The sequence below is a fragment of the Streptomyces europaeiscabiei genome (assembly GCF_001550375.1).
GTDB classification, from domain to species: domain Bacteria; phylum Actinomycetota; class Actinomycetes; order Streptomycetales; family Streptomycetaceae; genus Streptomyces; species Streptomyces europaeiscabiei.
The window spans coordinates 1-17,709 of the sequence record NZ_LRTR01000874.1 but is presented as its reverse complement, the minus strand read 5'-3'; the positions used below and the strand labels follow the sequence as shown (position 1 = coordinate 17,709).

Sequence of the window (17,709 nt, the reverse complement as noted above, 5' to 3'; positions counted from 1 at the left end):
GGCCTCCGCCCAGCGCGAGCGCCCCCGCCCGGGTCGCCGCGGCGGCGGACGCGTGCCGGGACATCACCGCGTCGAGCCCCTCAGCCTCGATGCGCTCCAGGCAGGCCTCCAGGGCGAGCATCTCCAGCTGGGCGGGCGCGTGGAGAAGCGCGCGGCGGCCGCCGTCGATCCAGCGCTCCTTCCAGTCCAGGAGGGAGAGGTACGAGCGGCGCGGGGCCTGCGGGTTGGCGGCCATCCGTGCCCACGCCCGCTCGCTCACGGAGATCGCCGACACCCCGGCCGGCCCGCCCATGGCCTTCTGCGCCCCGATGACGCACAGGTCGACACCCCACGCGTCCGGCAGCACCGGCTCGGCGCCGACGGAGGCGACCGCGTCCAGGTGGAAGAGGGCGCCGTGCTCGCGGACGATCTCGCCGATCTCCGCCACCGGGTTGGTGTTGCCGGTCGCCGCCTCCGCGTGGACCAGCGACACGAAGTCGATCGCCGGGTGCTCGGCGAAGGCGTCCCGGATCCGCGCGGCCGTGACCGCCGTGTGGAAGGGGACGGCCAGGTCGATCACGGTCGCCCCGCAGTCCCTGAGCCAGTCCCCGAAGGTCTGCCCGTACGGGCCGGTGATCACGTTCAGCGCGGTCGTGCCGGGCCCGGCGGCCCCGCGGATCGCGCCCTCCAGCGGCAGCAGCGCCTCGCCCTGGGTGATCACGACGTCCTGCGTGGTGGAGAGCAGCCGGGCCACCCGGTCCTCGATCGACGCGAAGTGCGCCGCGCTCAGCGGGGCCAGATCCAGAAACGGGTGTGTCACGGGGTGCTCTCTTCGCTCACGGGGTAGATGGTGTCGAGGGTAGGTCGAGCGTGAGCAGTGTGCTTCGGGCCCCTCCGGCCGGTGACTTCCGAGGTCGATCGGCTCGGTGACCATCGGATTGGTTTGAGAGAGTCAAACATCTCCTTATAATCGGATGTCTCTGCCCCATCTGTGCTTCATCAGTTCCCCCACCCCCCGTTCCCTCACAGGAGGTCTCCCCGTGAACTCGGTCCTCGGACGCCGGACCCGCTTGCTTGCCGCCACCACCGCGACGGCCGGGCTGCTGCTCGTCGCCGGCTGTTCCTCGGACGGCGACAGCGGCTCAGGCACCAAGACCGCGGTCGGCGGGGTCGAACTGGTGAAGGCCGGTCAGCTCACGACCTGCACCCACCTTCCGTACCCGCCGTTCCAGTCGGAGATCGACGGCAAGGAGCAGGGCTTCGACGTGTCCCTGATCGACCTCGTCGCCGAGGACCTGGGCGTGCAGCAGAAGATCATCGATACCCCGTTCGAGAACTTCAAGACGGGTGCCTTCCTGAACTCCGGCGAGTGCGACCTCGCCGCGGCCGGTATGACGATCACCGACGAGCGCAAGAAGAACGTGGACTTCTCCGACCCGTACTTCGAGGCCACCCAGGCCGTCCTCGCCGCCAAGAAGACGGACATCCGCTCCTTCGCCGACCTGAAGGGGAAGAAGGTCGGTACCCAGGCGCAGACGACCGGCGAGGACTACGCCAAGAGCCAGGGGCTCGACCCGGTCTCCTTCGAGTCCTCCGACGCCGTCCTCAACGGACTGCGCGCCGGCCAGGTCGACGCCGTCGTCATCGACTACCCGGTCGTCCAGGGCTGGCTGAAGAACGCCGATCTCGCCGACGCCTACGCGGTGGCCGAGCAGGTCAACACCGGTGAGGAGTACGGCATCACGGTGAAGAAGGGCAACACCAAGCTGCTCGCCGCCATCAACAAGGCGCTGGCGGACGCGAAGTCCGACGGCACGTACAAGAAGCTGTACGAGCAGTGGATCGGCCCGTACGACGAGAGCGCCGCCTCCGCCTCCCCGTCCGCCTCATGAGCGTGTCCGGCACGCAGGCACCGCTCCAGCCGAAGAGGAAGGGGCTGAGCCGGAGCCGGAAGCGCACCCTCTCCCGGGGCGCGCAGTACCTGGTGTTCGTCGCGGCCGTCGTCGCCTTCGCGGTGTCGGCCGACTGGGCCCGGCTGAAGAACCAGTTCGCCCAGTGGGACATCGCCGAGCAGATGTTCCCCGACGTCATCACGCTCGCGCTGAAGAACACCGTGCTGTACACGCTGTCCGGCTTCGTCTTCGGACTCGTCCTCGGCATGGTCATCGCGCTGATGCGGCTGTCGTCGGTGGGCCCGTACCGCTGGTTCGCCGGTGTGTACATCGAGATCTTCCGGGGCCTGCCCGCCCTGCTGATCTTCATCTTCATCGGCGTCGCCGTGCCGCTGGCCTTCCCCGGCACGGAGATCCCCGGCGGCACGTACGGCAAGGTGGCCCTCGCGCTCGGTCTGGTGGCCGCCGCGTACATGGCGGAGACGATTCGCGCGGGCATCCAGGCGGTCCCCAAGGGGCAGTTGGAGGCGGCCCGTTCGCTGGGCTTCTCACCCGCGCGCGCGATGGTCTCGATCATCATTCCCCAGGCGTTCCGGATCATCCTGCCGCCGCTCACCAACGAACTGGTCCTCCTCTTCAAGGACTCCTCGCTCGTCCTGTTCCTCGGCGTCACGCTGGAGGAGCGGGAACTGTCCAAGTACGGCCGCGACCTGGCCAGCACCACCGCCAACTCCACGCCGATCCTGGTCGCCGGCCTGTGCTACCTGCTGGTGACCATCCCGCTCGGCTTCGTCGTGCGCCGTATGGAGGCGAAGGCCCAGGAGGCCGTGAAATGACCCGGCCCGAGATTCAAGTACGCGCTCTGCACAAGTCGTTCGGCGACAACGAGGTCCTCAAGGGAATCGACCTGGAGATCGGCCGGGGCGAGGTCGTGTGCGTGATCGGCCCGTCGGGATCGGGCAAGTCGACCCTGCTCAGGTGTGTGAACCTCCTGGAGGAGCCCACCAGTGGCCAGGTCTTCGTCGGCGGCACCGAACTCACCGACCCCGATGTCGACATCGACGCCGTACGCCGTCGCATCGGCATGGTCTTCCAGCAGTTCAACCTCTTCCCGCACCTCACGGTGACCGAGAACCTCACGCTGCCGCAGCGCAGGGTGCTCAGGCGCGGCAAGGCGGAGGCGGCGAAGGTGGCCGCCGAGAACCTGGAGCGCGTGGGCCTGACCGAGAAGGCGAACGCCTACCCCGCCTCCCTCTCCGGCGGTCAGCAGCAGCGGGTCGCGATCGCCCGCTCGCTGTCGATGGGCCCCGAGGTGATGCTGTTCGACGAGCCGACGTCGGCGCTGGACCCGGAGTTGGTGGGGGATGTCCTGGCGGTGATGCGCATGCTCGCCCAGGAGGGCATGACGATGATGGTCGTGACGCACGAGATGACGTTCGCGAGGGAGGTCGCCGACAGGGTGGTCTTCATGGACGGCGGGGTCGTCGTCGAGGACGGCACCCCGAACCAGGTCATCACCAATCCGAGCCACGAGCGAACCCGCCACTTCCTGTCGCGTCTGCTGGACCCGGCGATGGCGAACGTCGAGGAGGACGACAGCGCCCCGTGAGGGGCGCGGGGCTGTGACATGTGCGGCTCCGCCGCGTGGGTGCGGCCGGCCACGACGGACCCGGGGTCGACATCGTGCCCCGGGGGAGCCTTATCGTGCGGTACATGAGCGATCAAGCTGTTCTGCACGTCAAGGGACGGATCCTCGTCGGCGCGGAGGACGTCCGCGACGAACTCTGGGTCGTGGACGGACGCATCTCCTACGACCGTCCGCTCGGCGCCCAGGACGTCCGTACCGTCGAGGGCTGGGTGCTGCCCGGCCTGGTCGACGCGCACTGCCACGTGGGCCTGGGTCCGCACGGGCCCGTACCGGAGGACATCGCCGAGAAGCAGGCGCTGACCGACCGCGAGGCCGGCACACTGCTGATCCGCGACGCGGGGTCCCCCTCCGACACCCGCTGGATCGACGACCGCGACGACCTCCCGAAGATCATCCGGGCCGGCCGCCACATCGCCCGCACCCGCCGCTACATCCGGAACTTCGCCCATGAGATCGAGCCGGAGGAGCTCGTCGCGTACGTCGCCCAGGAGGCCCGGCGCGGTGACGGCTGGGTGAAGCTGGTGGGGGACTGGATCGACCGGGGCGTCGGGGACCTGACCGCGTGCTGGCCCCGGGAGGCCGTCGAGGCGGCCATCGCGGAGGCACACGTGCTGGGCGCCCGCGTCACCGCCCACTGCTTCGCGGAGGACTCCCTGCGGGACCTCGTCGAGGCGGGCATCGACTGCGTCGAGCACGCGACGGGACTGACCGAGGACCTGATCCCGCTCTTCGCCGCCCGCGGGGTCGCCATCGTCCCCACACTCGTCAACATCGCCACGTTCCCGTCCATGGCGGCCGGCGGCGAGGCCAAGTTCCCGCGCTGGTCCGCGCACATGCGCCGTCTCCACGAACGCCGCTACGACACCGTCCGCAACGCCTACGACGCCGGCATCCCGGTGTACGTCGGCACCGACGCCGGCGGCTCCCTCGCCCACGGCCTGGTCGCCGCCGAGGTCGCGGAACTGGTCACCGCCGGAATCCCGCCCGTCGAGGCGCTCTCGGCCACCACCTGGGCCGCCCGCGACTGGCTGGCCCGCCCCGGCCTGACCGAGGGCGCCCCCGCCGACCTGGTGGTCTACGCACAGGACCCCCGCACGGACGTCCGCGTGCTGGCGGCCCCGTCGAGGGTGGTGCTGAACGGGCGGGTCGTCGGCTAGGCCGCCCGCGGACGGTCGAGTCCCAACTCACGTTGTGTGTCAGGACTGTTGACCGCGCACTGAAAACGTTTTAACTTCCCCTCACTCCGACTTCGAGATGTGAGGGGGACCCGTGGCCGCTGTACTACGGGAACGCGCAGGTGCAGAGGAGGTCGGGTCGGCGAGCCGTCGGACGGACGAGCCGTTACCGCGACGAAAAGGTTTTCAGAGCAAGGGCCGGATCCGGAGCTCCCGCGCACTCGTCCTGCTCATGCTCCCCGGCCTCGGCTACTTCCTGCTGTTCCACTACGGCGCCCTGGCCGGCAACCTCATCGCGTTCAAGGAGTACGTGCCGTTCGACGGCATCTGGGCCAGCCCCTGGGTCGGCACGGGCAACTTCCAGCGGATGTTCGCGGACGAGGCGTTCTGGGCGGCCGTCCTCAACACGGTCTGGATCGCCGTCCTCCAGCTCGTCTTCTACTTCCCGGTACCGCTCGCCCTCGCCCTGCTGCTGCACAGCCTCACCCGGAGCAGCATCCGCCGCTTCGTGCAGTCGGTCGCGTATCTGCCGCACTTCATCTCATGGGTGATCGTCGTCGCCCTCTTCCAGCAGGTGCTCGGCGACACCGGACTGCTCAACTCCTCGCTGGACGGCATGGGTCTGAGTACCGTCGACATCATCGGCGACCCGGACGCGTTCCGGTCGCTCACCGTCGCCCAGGTCATCTGGAAGGACGCCGGCTGGGGCACGATCATCTTCCTGGCCGCCCTCGCGCAGGTCGACGAACAGCAGTACGAGGCCGCCGCGATCGACGGGGCAGGCCCCTGGCGCCGCTTCTGGCACGTCACGCTGCCCGCCATCCGCCCGGTGGTCGTGCTGCTGCTCATCATGCGGCTCGGTGAGATCCTCTCCGTCGGCTTCGAGCAGATGCTGCTCCAGCGCGACGCGGTCGGCCCGGAGGCCGCCGAGATCATCGACACCTTCGTCTACTACCAGGGCATCGTCGGCGGCGACTACGGATTCGCCGCCGCCGCGGGCCTGTTCAAGGGCGTCATCGGCGCGCTGCTCGTCTACGCCGCCAACAAGGTCGCCCACCGCCTCGGCGAACAAGGGGTCTACAAGTGAGCGCCCGCACCAGCACCAGCACCCGGACCGCTGGTCGCGGGACCCCCCGTACCGCCGTCCGGCCCGGCTGGATGGAGAAGCCGAAGCCGGTGACCCAGGCCGCCAAGGCCGTCGCCCTCGCCGTCGTCGTCCTCCTGGTGTGCGTGCCGTTCCTGGTGATCGTGTCGACGTCCCTCGCCTCCACCGACGAGGTGGTGGCGGGCGGCGGCTGGGTACTGTGGCCGACCGAGCCCAGCCTCGACGCGTACCGCGACATCCTCGACGGCGGCATCGTCACCCACGCCCTCGGCGTCAGCGCCGGCGTCACGCTCGTCGGCACCCTGCTCAGCCTCGCCTGCACGGTCACCCTCGCCTACGCGCTCTCCCGCCCCGGCGTCTTCGGCGGCCGGCCGGTGCTGCTGCTGATCCTGTTCACCTTCCTCTTCCCGCCCGGCATGATCCCGAGCTTCCTGCTGGTCAAGGAGCTGGGTCTGCTGGACAGTTACGCCTCGCTCGTGCTGCCCGTCCTCGTGAACGTCTTCAACCTCGTGGTCCTGCGCGGCTTCTTCCAGGGCATCCCCGAGGAGCTGTACGAGGCCGCGCGGCTCGACGGGGCGGGGGACTGGCGGGTGCTGTTCTCGGTCGTCCTGCCACTGTCCAAGGCCGCGCTCGCCGTCGTCGGACTGTTCTACGCGGTGGCGTACTGGAACTCCTGGTTCTACGCCTCGCTGTACCTGGAGAGCGACCACTGGCCCCTCCAACAGGTCCTGCGCACCTACGTGGTGGCCGGCTCCGGCCTCACCGACGCGACGACCGGCGAGGGCACCGTCACCGCGCCGCAGACCGTACAGATGGCGGTGCTGGTCATCGCCACCGTACCGATCCTGCTCGTCTATCCGTTCCTGCAGAAGTACTTCACGAAGGGCGTGCTCACCGGCGCCATCAAGAGCTGACCCCAGAGCAACAGAACCGAGACCCGACACTCCATCAAGAGCCGTGCACGGAAAGGTCCTCCGCCCATGCCCAGCATGTCCCGCCGTTCGTTGCTCCGCTCCGTGGCCGTCGGTGGCGCCGCAGCCGCCGCCCCCGCCCTGCTGGCCGCCTGCTCCACGAGCTCCGGCGACAGTGACGTCTCCAACGCGGGCAAGAAGCTCGCGCCCTGGCCGACGTACACCCCCGCGCGCGGCCCGAAACCGGACCTCGCGCCCACCGAGGCCGGTGTCCAGGCCGGCTACACGGCCTACCCCGCCGAGCTGTCCAAGTCCGTCTCCCGCACCCCGGGCGACGGCTCCACGGTCCGGGTCATGTCCGTGTCGTTCGGCACGCCGCCGAAGTCCGCCTCCGCCAACCGGTTCTGGGCGGCGGTCGAGAAGGCCCTCGGGGTGAAGATCGAGTACACGATCGTCCCCCAGGCCGACTACCAGAAGAAGATGGCGACGGTGATGGCGGGTGACGCCGACACCCTGCCCGACATCATCAACGTCTTCTCCGGCTTCGTCCTGCCCCGCGAGGCCGAGTTCGTCCGGCGCCGCGCCGAGGACCTCACGCCGTACCTCTCCGGCGACGCGATCGCCGACTACCCGAACCTCGCGAACATCCCCACCCACGCCTGGCGCGACATGGGCCGCATCGGTGGCCTCCTCTACGGCATCCCGCTGGAGCGCCCCCTGCCGGGTTCCACGCTCTGGCTCAACCAGGGCATGTTCACCGACGCGGGCATGAAGGAGGGCTGGACCGCCGACGACTTCGCCGCCGTCGCCAAGCGGGCCACCGGCGGCCGCACCTACGCCCTCGGCGCGGCCACCGGCTCCCTCTTCGGCAACGCCGTCCACGCCGCCGCCCACAACTCGCCCCTGGAATGGGCCGTCACCAAGGGCGGCACCTTCGAGCCCGCCCTGGCCGACGAGCGCTTCAAGGCGGCCCTCGCCTTCCAGGCACGCCTGCGCGAGGACGGCTCGTACCACCCCGACGCCACGTCCGTCTCGCAGATCGACCTGACCACGCTCTACTACAACGGCACGGTCGGCTCCATGCAGGACGGCTTCGGCGCGTACCTCCCCAAGTACCGGGAGACCAAGGGCAAGTTGACCCCGGCGGCGGCCCTTCCGTACAGCGTCGGCGGTGAGCCCGGCGGAGTCGTCGCCGCCCGCCGCTCCTTCGGCTACACCGTCCTCAAGAAGGCGAAGAAGGAACGGATCGAGCTGCTGCTGCGCATCCTCGACCTGCTCGCCGCCCCCTTCGGCAGCGAGGAGTGGGAACTCGTCCACTACGGCGTCGAAGGCACCCACTTCACGCGTGCCGCGGACGGCTCCCCGCAGGTCACCAAGCTCGGTGAGGTCGAGAACAACACCAACCTGCCGCTGAAGTACCTCGCCGAGGGCCCGCAGGTGCTGTTCGTACCGGGCATGCCGGACGCCGTACGGGCCCTGCACACCTGGCAGCGGAAGGTCGTGCCGCACGCCATCCGCAACGCCTCCTTCGGCCTCCAGTCCGCCACGAAGAACTCCCAGGGGACCACCCTCAAGGCCCTCGTCGAGGACACGATCACCGGCATCGTCGCCGGTCGCCTGCCGATGTCCGAATGGGACGCGACCGTGAAGAAGTGGCGGCAGCGGGGCGGCGACAGAATGGCCGAGGAGTTCGCGAAGGACCACGCGGCCAATACGTGAACAGCGGCCGGCGGCCGGCAGCGGCGGAACAGGAGACGCGGGGGATGGGGAACGACATGGCACCCAAGCAGACGGAGCCCACGGAGCCGATGCCCGAGGGGCTGGTGCTCGGGTCGTCGGTGCCGGGGACACCCGTGCCCGACCCGCTGATGCCCGACCCGCTGATGCCCAGGACGCCGGTGCCCGGGGCGCCGGCGTCGGGGGAGTCGGTGTCGGAGGATCCGGTCTCCAGGGAACCGGTCTCCAGGGCACCGGCCGCCAAGGACCCGGTGTCCAAGGGGCGGATCACGATCCGGGAGGTCGCCGAACGGGCCGGGGTGTCGACGGCCACCACCTCCCGCGCACTCAGCGGCAACCATCCCGTGCCTGCCGCCGCCCGGGCCCGCGTCCTGCGCGCGGCCCGCGAGCTCGACTACGTCGCCAACGCGCACGCCCGCGCCCTGGTCGGCGGCGGCCGCAAGATGGCCGCCGTCGTCGTCCGCCAGGTCACCAGCCCCTTCTACGCCCAGGTCGCCGAGGGCGTGGAGGCGGAGGCCGCCGACCGGGGCTGGCTGTGCGTGGTCGGTGCGACCGGGGGAGACCCGCAGCGCGAGATGGAGTTCGTGCGGCTCATGCGGGAGGAGGGGGCGCGGCTGGTGATCCTGGTGGGCGGGGTCGTCGAGGACGACGCGTACCGCTCGCGCGTGGCCCAGTACGCGCAGGCACTGGACTCCTCCGGGGCCCGGCTCGTGCTGTGCGGGCGGCCGGCCCCCGATCCCGGGATCCCGGCGCTGGTCGTCGAGTTCGACAACGAGGCGGGGGCGCGGGCGATCACCGGGCATCTGCTGTCGGCCGGGCACCGCCGGATCGCCTTCCTCGGCGGACTGCCCGGGAACACGGCGCTCGACGCCCGCGTCGCGGGGTACCGGGCCGCGCTGGCGGAGCACGGGCTGCCGCCCGAGGCCGCGCGGGTCGTGGACTGCGGACTCGGGCGCCCTGCCGGACTGCGTGCGATGACCGAACTGCTCAAGGAGACACGCGAGTTCACGGCCGTGTTCGCGGGGGACGACATGGTCGCCGCAGGGGTGCTCCGCGCGATCGCCGACAGGGGGCTGAGCGTTCCCGATGACATCTCGGTGGTCGGGTACAACGACATTCCGCTGGCCGAGGACTTCAATCCGCCGCTCACCACGGTGCGTACCCCCGCGGAGGAGTTGGGGCGGGCGGCTGTGCGGATCGCTCTGCGGGATCCGGAGCGGGGGGCTGGGAGCCATCACCTCCTGGGCACGCACATCGTCCTGCGGCGCAGTGTCGCTGCTCCGCGGCGGCCGTCGTGATGGTGCGGGTCGTGTGTGGCTGGTCGCGCAGTTCCCCGCGCCCCTGAGGGGGCGCGCCGCACCCGCTCCTGATGGGCGCGCCACCCCTGCCCCTGTCCACAACTCACGGAGGATTCACCCCCGAATGACCGCGCCGCACGTGTCGCCCGCCGATCACTCGACGCTCCCGCCCACCGATCTCCTCCTCTCCCCCCTCACCGGCTGGACCCGCGCCCACTGGGAAACCGTCGCCGATCGGCTGCTCGACGGGCTGGTGCCGTACGCGTCGCCGGGGCTGGCCCAGTACCGGCTGCCTGGGCGGGCCAGCCACTCCGGGCCCCTGTCCGACGGACTGGAGGGGTTCGCCCGCTCCTTCCTGCTGGCGGCCTTCCGGATCGCGGGCTCGGGCGGACGGGTCGCCCCGGCCCTGATCGAGCGGTACGCGGCCGGGCTCGCCGCCGGGACCGATCCGCGCGGCGGCGCCGAGCGGTGGCCGGCGATCACCGACCGGGCTCAGCCCATGGTGGAGGCCGCGTCGATGGCGATCGCCCTGCACGAGACCCGCCCGTGGCTGTGGGACCACCTCGATGACGCCGTACGCGGGCGGATCGTCGACTGGCTGGGCGGGTTCGTCGGAGCCGACGTCAACGACTCCAACTGGCGGCTCTTCCAGGTGATCACCGAGGAGTTCCTCGCCTCGGTCGGCGCCCCGCACAGCCGCGCCGAGATCGACGCAGGGCTCGCCCGGCTGGAGGACTGGTACCGGGGCGACGGCTGGTACACGGACGGGGACGGACGGAAGTTCGACTACTACAACGGCTGGGCGCTGCACCTGTATCCGGTGCTGTGGGCGCGGATCGCGGGCCCCCGGGCGGACGCGGGGCTGGTGGCCCGGCATCGCGGGCGGCTGCGTGAGTTCCTCGCCGCCCACCAGCACTTCTTCGGCGCCGACGGGGCACCCGTACACCAGGGCCGCTCACTCACCTACCGTTTCGCGACCGCCGCCCCGCTGTGGGCGGGCGCCCTCGCCGACGCCACGCCCCTGCCGCCCGGCCGCACCCGCAGGCTCGCCTCCGGTGCCCTGAAGCACTTCGCGGAGCGGGGCGTGCCCGACGAGCGGGGCCTGCTCACGCTCGGCTGGTACCGGCCCTTCCTCCCCGTCACCCAGCGCTACTCGGGCCCCGCCTCCCCGTACTGGGCGAGCAAGGCCTTCCTCGGGCTCCTCCTGCCCGAGAGCCACCCCGTGTGGAGCGCGCCGGAGGAGCCCGCACCCATCGACACGGCCGACACCACGCTCGCCCTGCCCGGCCCCGGCTGGCTGCTGCACTCCACCGCCGCCGACGGGCTCGTACGCCTCGTCAACCACGGCAGCGACCGGCTGCCGCCCCCGCCCGCCACCGCCGACGACAGCCCGCACTACGCCCGGCTCGCCTACTCCAGCGCCACGGCACCGGAGACCCCGAACACCCCACAGGCCGGCCCCGACAACCACCTCGCCCTGCTCGCCCGCGACGGCACGCCCTCCCCCCGAGGCCGCATCCACCCCTTGGGCGCCGAGGGCCGCCGCGCCGCGTCCCGGTACGGCGACGCCATCGAAACGGTCAGTGTGGTGCACGGCCCCTGGGAGGTGAGGGTGCACCGCGTCGAGACCCCGGTCGGCACGCCCGTACGGGAAGGGGGCTGGGCCGTGGCCGACGACACCACGCCGCCCACGGGGGAGTCGGGGCCGGGCTGGGCGCTGGCCCGCCGCGCGGACGGTCTGACCAGCGCCATCGTGGGTCTGTACGGCTGGGGCGACGGGCCCGGAGCCGTCGTACGGGCCGTCGGCGCGAACGCGTACGGGCACCACTCGGCGACACCCGTACTCGAAGCACCGCAAGGGGCCGGCCGGAGCGGAACGGTCCTGGTGACCCTCGTCCTGCTCAGCGGTGACCCGCGCGCCCCGCACACCGGGGCGAGCGCGACGGTCGACGCCGACGGAGACGTGAACATCCGCTTCCCGGACGGCACCCGGGAACGGGTCTGCCGGAGCGAACTGCCGTACGGGATTCGGTCGCTGCCGCTCCCTCAGGGGCAGGGGCCGAAGTGACCATCGCGGCGCACCTCCGCAGGCCGGCCGTCGAGCCCTTTGCTCAGTGGTCCGCCAGCGTCATCGCCCGGTCCAGCGCCTGGAGGAAACCGTTGACCGTGACCCGGTCGCGGACCGCCAGACGCAGCCAGTCCTCGTCCAGCCCCGGGAAGGTGTCACCGCGGCGTACGGCGAAGCCGAGGCTGCGCAGATGGCGTCGTACGGCGGTCGCGCGGGGCAGCCGGACCAGGACGAACGGGCCCTCGGCGGGCTCGGCCACGACGAGGCCGTCGGGGGCGAACTCCTGCAGCCCGGCGACCAGATGGGCCCGGTCTGCGGTGATCCGGCCGGCCGCTTCGGCCGCCTCCGCCAGCGCCCGGTCCGACACACACGCCTCGGCCGCCGCGAGGGCGGGCGTCGACACCGGCCACAGGGGCTGGGCGCGCTCCAGTTCGGTGATCGTCCCCGGGTCGGCGAGGACGTAGCCGATCCGCAGGCCGGCCAGCCCCCAGGTCTTGGTGAGGCTGCGCAGGACGACGAGGCCGGGCACGTCCGTCCGGCCGGCCAGCGCCTCACGCTCACCGGGCACCGCGTCCATGAACGCCTCGTCGACCACCAACGTCCGCCCCGGCCGGGCCAGTCGGGCGATGGACGCCGCCGGGTGCAGCACCGACGTCGGGTTGGTCGGGTTGCCGATGACGACCAGGTCCGCGTCCCGAGGCACGGCCGCCGGGTCCAGCCGGAAGCCGTCCGACTCCCGCAGCAGCACCCGGTCCACGGTGTGCCCGGCGTCCCGCAGCGCGGCCTCCGGTTCCGTGAACTGCGGGTGCACGACCACGGGGTGCCGGACCTTCAGGGCACGGGCCAGCAGCACGAAGGCCTCGGCGGCTCCCGCAGTGAGCAGCACCCGGTCCGTCGGCAGCCCGTGCCGGGCCGCCACCGCCTCCCGGGCGGCCCGCCCGTCGGGGTAGGAGGCCAGCCCGGCCAGCGACCCGGCTATCCGCTCCCGCAGCCAGGCGGGCGGGGTGCCGGCCCGGACGTTCACGGCGAGATCGATGAGCCTGGCCCCGTCGTCCCGTACCTCGGCGTCGCCGTGATGCCGCAGGTCGTGACCCGTGTGCCGCAGGTCGTGCCCGCTCCCGGAGTCGGATTCAGTGTGCATGGGAGTGCGCGTGTCCCCAGTGGTGGTGATCGTGGCCCTGGTGCCCGTCGTCGTCCGGATGGACGCGCGGCTGTCGTGGCAGTCCGGTGGCGTTCTCGACGCCGGGCGGGGTGCCGCCGTGGGGGGAGGAGTCGTGCGAGACGCGGTTCATGTGCGGATCGCCCTCCAGCGCCTCCCGGTACCGCTCCACGACCAGATCGAGCAGCTCCGGCTCCGGTCCGATGACATCGGCCGACCGTACCCCGATCTCCGGACGAGCGGCAGCCCAGCCCTCGGTCTGCTGCCGCACCCGGTCCGCCGGCCCGCCCGGGAGCGGGAAGTACGGCAGCACGACGATCCGCCGCGCGCCCAGCTTCACGCACCGGTCGAGACCGCTCGGCACGTCCGGCGCCGCCAGCGACACGAACGCCGTCTCCACGCCCGCGTACCCGCGCCCCTCCCACAGCAGCCGGGCCGCCCGGTGCACCTCGGCGTTGGCCCCGGGGTCGGTGGACCCGTGCCCGACGAGCAGCACCGTCACATCGGCCCGGTCGCCCGGCATGCGCGGCGAGGACGCCCCCAGGGCCTCCTCCGTCCGCCGCTCCAGGAGGTTCAGCAGCGCAGGGTGCGGGCCCGGCGGACGGCCGCGGGTGTACGAGATCCCCGGGTGCCGCTCCCGCGCGAGGGCCAGCGCCGCCGTCACGTCCCTCTCGGCCCGACCGGTGGGCTCCGACGTCAGCGGGACCACGGCGAACCGCCGTACCCCCCGCTCCGTCAGCTCGTCCACGGCCTTGCCCAGCGACGGCCGGGACGGTTCGACGAAGCCTCCCGCGACGGGCAGCCCGGGGTGCCGGCGCCCCAGCTCGTGCAGTAAGTCACGGAACGCCTCGGCTCCGGCCTCGTCCTGGGTGCCATGACCGGCGACGAGCAGGGCGGGCGGCGGGGTGGTCACGATGTCTCCTCGGAAGCGGAAGCGGAAGCTGGGTGCGGATGCGGAAGGGGGGTGGATCGCGGGTGGTGCGGGGTCGTGGTCACGCCCGATCGGTGGCAGCCACCGTCGTCGTGTCTCTCGGGGCCACCGCCAAGGTCACGGTCACCGTCACGACGATCATCATGCCGACCGGCGCCGGATCCGGCGACGGCAGGGTTCGTCGGCCGGCTCGACCCGTGCGGCAGCGAGGCGTCCCGCACCGCACCGGCCGACGCGACGGCACAGGTCACCCTCGCCGGCCGCCCGTCCGCCGGCTCCGACTTCCGCTTGGGGACGAGGAGTTCGCCCCCGCTCACGAGCGCGGCGGCCTCCGCGACGGACGGGGTGCCGATGGCGGCGAGGGGCGCGTCGGAGGGGTTCGGCACCTGCACCGTGGCCAACTCCTCTGCGGAGTAGGCCACCAGGGGAACGCCGAGACGTTCGGCGGCGTGGACGATGCCGGATTCATCGGCCTTGGTGTCGACGGTGGCGAGCGCTGCGACCGACTCGCGCGCGAGACCGGCGTCCCGCAGGGCGCCCTCGATCAGACGGAGGATCTCCCCCACGGACGCGCCCCTGGAGGCGCCCACACCCACGACGAGCGAGCCGAGCACATGGTCAGCCACGGCCGCGCCCCGGCAGGGGCGCGGGGCTGTGACACGGGCGGCTCCGCCGCGTGCGCGTGAGCGGCCACGACCGACCCGCGGCCGAAACCCGGCCCTCCCGCTGCGCACCCGCCCGGGGCGCCGCAGCCGAGAGGCCCGGCTCTTCCGGTAGCAAAGACGCATGGCGGTCTTCGTGGCACTCGGCGCGTTCCTGATGACGCTGGTCGGCGGCTGGACGGCACAACGGGTGACGGACCGCCGTCACCTGGTGCTGGGCCTGGCCGGCGGCCTGATGCTGGGCGTGGTCGGCCTCGACCTGCTCCCCGAGGCACTTCGGGCAGCCGGCGACGAGGTCTTCGGCGTACCGGCCGCGCTGCTGCTGTTCGTCGCCGGATTTCTCCTGGCCCACCTGGTGGAACGCCTGCTGGCCGTACGCCAGGCGGCGCACGGGGCGAAGGAGCACAACGGCCGTACACCCCAGGTGGGCCTGACGGCCGCCGCCGCGATGGTCGGGCACAGCGCCATGGACGGCGTCGCGATCGGCGCGGCCTTCCAGATCGGCGACGGCATGGGCATCGCGGTCGCGCTCGCGGTGATCGCCCACGACTTCGCGGACGGCTTCAACACGTACACGCTGACGAGCCTGTACGGCAACGCCCGCCGCCGCGCGCTCGCGATGCTGCTCGCGGACGCGGCGGCCCCGGTGGTGGGAGCCGCCTCCACCCTGCTGTTCACGATCCCGGAGGGCCCCCTCGGCTGCTACCTCGGCTTCTTCGGCGGCGCGCTGCTCTACCTCGCCGCCGCCGAGATCCTCCCCGAGGCCCACCACGAACACCCGGCCCGCTCCACCGTGCTGTGCACGATCGCCGGGGCGGCCTTCATCTGGCTGGTGGTGGGTGTCGCGGAGTGAACGGGAGGGCTCGAAGCCGGGCGCTGCTCCGGCCGGGCCGCCGCTCATGAGGTCCGGCATCTCTCCACGAACCGCCGGGCGACACCGGGCTCGGCCGCCCAGTGCGTGTGCAGATAACTCGCGTGCACCCCTTGCTGCACGAACCCCTCGACCCGGGGCCGAGGACTCCGTACTCCCCAGGCGGGAGCCGGCCCGGCCCCGGGCTCGACGACCGTCCGGTGGAATTCGTGCGCCCGCATCCGGGTACCGGCCGGCGCGAGCACGCTGTCGCCGACGGCCACGGCGTCCCGGTATCCGAGGGTCAGCCGCTCGTCCATCCGCGCCGTGGCGTCGAGCACCCCGCACATGGGCCGCCCGTCCAGCTCCCGGCACAGATAGAGCAGACCGGCGCACTCGGCGGCCACCGGAGCCCCGCCGAACGCCAGCTCGGCGACCGCCTTCCGCAGCGGCTCGTTGGCGGACAGCTCGGCGGCGTACATCTCGGGGAACCCGCCGCCGATCACCAACCCGCTCGCCCCGTGGGGCAGTTGCTCGTCGTGCAGGGGGTCGAAGACGACGACCTCGGCGCCGGCGGCGGTCAGCAGCTCGGCGTGCTCGGCATAGGAGAAGGTGAACGCGGGCCCGCCCGCCACGGCGACCACCTCCCGCCTCCCCGTGACGGCGGCGACGGGCGGCTCCCAGGCCGCACCCGACAACGGCCCCGCGCTCCGGGCGAGCGCGACCAGCGCCTCCAGATCGCACCCCGCCCGCACCTGCGCGGCCATCGCCGCCACGGCCTCCACCGCCGCGGCCTGCCGCTCGGCGACCGGGACCAGCCCCAGATGCCGGGACGGCGTGTCCACCTGGGGTGCCCGCCGCAGCACGCCCAGCACGGGCACACCGGTCGACTCCAGGGCGTCCCGCAGCAACTCCTCGTGCCGGTCCGAGGCGACCTTGTTGAGGATCACGCCCCCCATCCGCACCTCGGGATCCCAGGAGGCGAAACCGTGCACCAGCGCCGCCACCGACCGCGACTGCGACGACGCGTCCACGACCAGCACGACCGGCGCCCGCAGCAGCTTCGCCACATGCGCGGTGGACGCCAGTTCCCCCTGCCCCGAGGCCCCGTCGTACATCCCCATCACACCCTCGACGACGGCGATGTCGCACCCGCGCGCCCCGTGCGCGAAGAGCGGCGCGACCAGCTCGGGGCCGCACAGGTACGCGTCGAGGTTGCGCCCCACCCGCCCGCTCGCGAGCGCGTGGTACCCGGGGTCGATGTAGTCCGGCCCCACCTTGTGCGGGGACACGGCGAACCCACGCTCGGTGAGCGCGGCCATCAGCCCGGTGGCCACGGTGGTCTTGCCGCTGCGCGAGGAGGGCGCGCCGACGACCAGCCGGGGGACGGAGGGCAGGGGAGTGGAGGGCGAGAAGGTCACGGCGTCACCACTCGATGCCCCGCTGGCCCTTCTGGCCCGCGTCCATGGGGTGCTTGACCTTCGACATGTCGGTCACGAGGTCCGCGAAGTCGACGAGCTTCTCCGGCGCGTTCCGCCCGGTGATCACGACATGCTGGGTCCCCGGCCGGTCGCGCAGCACGTCGATCACCTCATCGGTGTCGATCCACCCCCAGTGCAGGGGGTACGCGAACTCGTCCAGCACATACAGCTTGTACGTCTCGGCCGCCAGGTCCCGCTTGACCTGCTCCCAGCCCTCCCGGGCCTTGTCCTCGTTGTCCATCTGCCCGTCGCGCTGCACCCACGACCAGCCCTCGCCCATCTTGTGCCAGTCGACGGACCCGCCCTCACCGGACGCCCCGAGCACACGCAGCGCGTTCTCCTCGCCGACCTTCCACTTCGCCGACTTGACGAACTGGAACACCCCGATCGGCCATCCCTGGTTCCAGGCGCGCAGCGCGAGCCCGAACGCGGCGGTGGACTTGCCCTTGCCCACGCCCGTGTGCACGAAGACCAGTGGACGATTCCGGCGCTGACGAGTCGTCAGTCCGTCGTCGGGTACGACACTCGGCTGTCCCTGCGGCATCTACGCGGCCCTCCTCGAAGTTCCCTGCGGTCCCTGCGTTCCCTGCACGTGGCGTACCAGCCCGGCGATGGAGTCGGCCCGCAGCTCGTCCAACGTCACCGCCGTACCACCCAGTTCACCCGCGAGCTGCCCGGCGAGCCCCAGCCGGACAAGGCCCGACTCGCAGTCGACGACCACGCAGGCGGTGCCCTCGGCCGCGAACAGCCGTGCCGCCCGCCCGGCGAGCGCGACGGGTTCCGGTCCGCCGGTCGCCCGGCCGTCGGTCACCA

Annotated in this window: 16 protein-coding genes and 1 pseudogene; 10 read left to right on the top strand and 7 right to left on the bottom strand. The window is 72.2% G+C overall.

Going from position 1 to position 17,709, the window contains the following annotated elements; translation table 11 throughout:
* Positions 1-799 (bottom strand): pyridoxal-phosphate-dependent aminotransferase family protein (locus AWZ10_RS44510; protein WP_060894037.1); only part of this gene is annotated, 799 nt, incomplete at its 3' end.
* Between the two features lie 220 nt (positions 800-1,019).
* On the opposite strand from AWZ10_RS44510, the gene AWZ10_RS44505 reads away from it, so the two are divergent.
* The 9 genes from AWZ10_RS44505 (at position 1,020) to AWZ10_RS44465 (ending at position 11,813) form a co-directional block, all read left to right on the top strand.
* On the top strand, positions 1,020-1,871 hold the full coding sequence (locus AWZ10_RS44505) for a transporter substrate-binding domain-containing protein (RefSeq protein WP_060894036.1): 852 nt from the start codon (positions 1,020-1,022) through the stop codon (positions 1,869-1,871).
* On the top strand, positions 1,868-2,707 hold the full coding sequence (locus AWZ10_RS44500) for an amino acid ABC transporter permease (RefSeq protein WP_079104704.1): 840 nt from the start codon (positions 1,868-1,870) through the stop codon (positions 2,705-2,707). The genes AWZ10_RS44505 and AWZ10_RS44500 overlap by 4 nt, the downstream gene beginning before the upstream one ends.
* Positions 2,704-3,480 (top strand): amino acid ABC transporter ATP-binding protein, encoded by a 777-nt coding sequence (locus AWZ10_RS44495; protein ID WP_060894034.1) that lies wholly within the window; start codon positions 2,704-2,706, stop codon positions 3,478-3,480. Before AWZ10_RS44500 ends, AWZ10_RS44495 begins: the two co-directional genes overlap by 4 nt.
* Positions 3,481-3,584: 104 nt before the next feature.
* Complete coding sequence (locus AWZ10_RS44490; RefSeq protein WP_060894039.1) at positions 3,585-4,676, top strand: amidohydrolase family protein; 1,092 nt, start codon at positions 3,585-3,587, stop codon at positions 4,674-4,676.
* Between the two features lie 250 nt (positions 4,677-4,926).
* The gene (locus AWZ10_RS44485) at positions 4,927-5,781 is read left to right on the top strand and encodes an ABC transporter permease (protein ID WP_060894033.1); all 855 of its coding nucleotides are present in this window, start codon (positions 4,927-4,929) and stop codon (positions 5,779-5,781) included.
* A gap of 71 nt (positions 5,782-5,852) precedes the next feature.
* Positions 5,853-6,713 carry a carbohydrate ABC transporter permease gene (locus AWZ10_RS44480; protein ID WP_060894032.1) on the top strand — a complete coding sequence of 287 codons (861 nt, stop codon included), beginning with the start codon at positions 5,853-5,855 and terminating at the stop codon, positions 6,711-6,713.
* Positions 6,714-6,779: 66 nt separating this feature from the next.
* Complete coding sequence (locus tag AWZ10_RS44475; protein WP_046704527.1) at positions 6,780-8,429, top strand: extracellular solute-binding protein; 1,650 nt, start codon at positions 6,780-6,782, stop codon at positions 8,427-8,429.
* A gap of 56 nt (positions 8,430-8,485) precedes the next feature.
* On the top strand, positions 8,486-9,745 hold the full coding sequence (locus AWZ10_RS44470; RefSeq protein WP_244172775.1) for a LacI family DNA-binding transcriptional regulator: 1,260 nt from the start codon (positions 8,486-8,488) through the stop codon (positions 9,743-9,745).
* Between the two features lie 124 nt (positions 9,746-9,869).
* Entirely contained in the window at positions 9,870-11,813 is a 1,944-nt protein-coding gene (locus AWZ10_RS44465; RefSeq protein ID WP_060894031.1) for a DUF2264 domain-containing protein, read from the top strand.
* Between the two features lie 43 nt (positions 11,814-11,856).
* On the opposite strand, the gene cobC is transcribed toward AWZ10_RS44465, so the two are convergent.
* The 3 genes and pseudogenes from cobC to AWZ10_RS54840 all read right to left on the bottom strand — a co-directional run.
* The gene (gene cobC, locus AWZ10_RS44460; RefSeq protein WP_046704526.1) at positions 11,857-12,954 is read right to left on the bottom strand and encodes an Rv2231c family histidinol phosphate aminotransferase CobC; all 1,098 of its coding nucleotides are present in this window, start codon (positions 12,952-12,954) and stop codon (positions 11,857-11,859) included.
* Positions 12,944-13,885 carry a sirohydrochlorin chelatase gene (locus tag AWZ10_RS44455; RefSeq protein ID WP_046704525.1) on the bottom strand — a complete coding sequence of 314 codons (942 nt, stop codon included), beginning with the start codon at positions 13,883-13,885 and terminating at the stop codon, positions 12,944-12,946. Before AWZ10_RS44455 ends, cobC begins: the two co-directional genes overlap by 11 nt.
* 204 nt (positions 13,886-14,089) lie before the next feature.
* Positions 14,090-14,508, bottom strand: a pseudogene (locus AWZ10_RS54840) (cobalamin biosynthesis protein); the annotation flags it as partial.
* Positions 14,509-14,689: 181 nt separating this feature from the next.
* Between AWZ10_RS54840 and AWZ10_RS44445 the strand changes: the two are divergent.
* Complete coding sequence (locus AWZ10_RS44445) at positions 14,690-15,418, top strand: ZIP family metal transporter (RefSeq protein WP_046704524.1); 729 nt, start codon at positions 14,690-14,692, stop codon at positions 15,416-15,418.
* A gap of 44 nt (positions 15,419-15,462) precedes the next feature.
* Here the strand turns inward: AWZ10_RS44445 and AWZ10_RS44440 are convergent, their stop codons facing one another.
* The 3 genes from AWZ10_RS44440 to AWZ10_RS44430 all read right to left on the bottom strand — a co-directional run.
* Positions 15,463-16,836, bottom strand: a complete 1,374-nt coding sequence (locus AWZ10_RS44440; protein ID WP_173531500.1) for a cobyrinic acid a,c-diamide synthase CobB — start codon at positions 16,834-16,836, stop codon at positions 15,463-15,465.
* A 4-nt stretch (positions 16,837-16,840) separates the two neighbouring features.
* Positions 16,841-17,440, bottom strand: a complete 600-nt coding sequence (cobO, locus tag AWZ10_RS44435) for a cob(I)yrinic acid a,c-diamide adenosyltransferase (RefSeq protein WP_046704523.1) — start codon at positions 17,438-17,440, stop codon at positions 16,841-16,843.
* Positions 17,441-17,709: vWA domain-containing protein (locus AWZ10_RS44430; RefSeq protein WP_482258135.1), on the bottom strand; the 269-nt coding region annotated here is incomplete at its 5' end.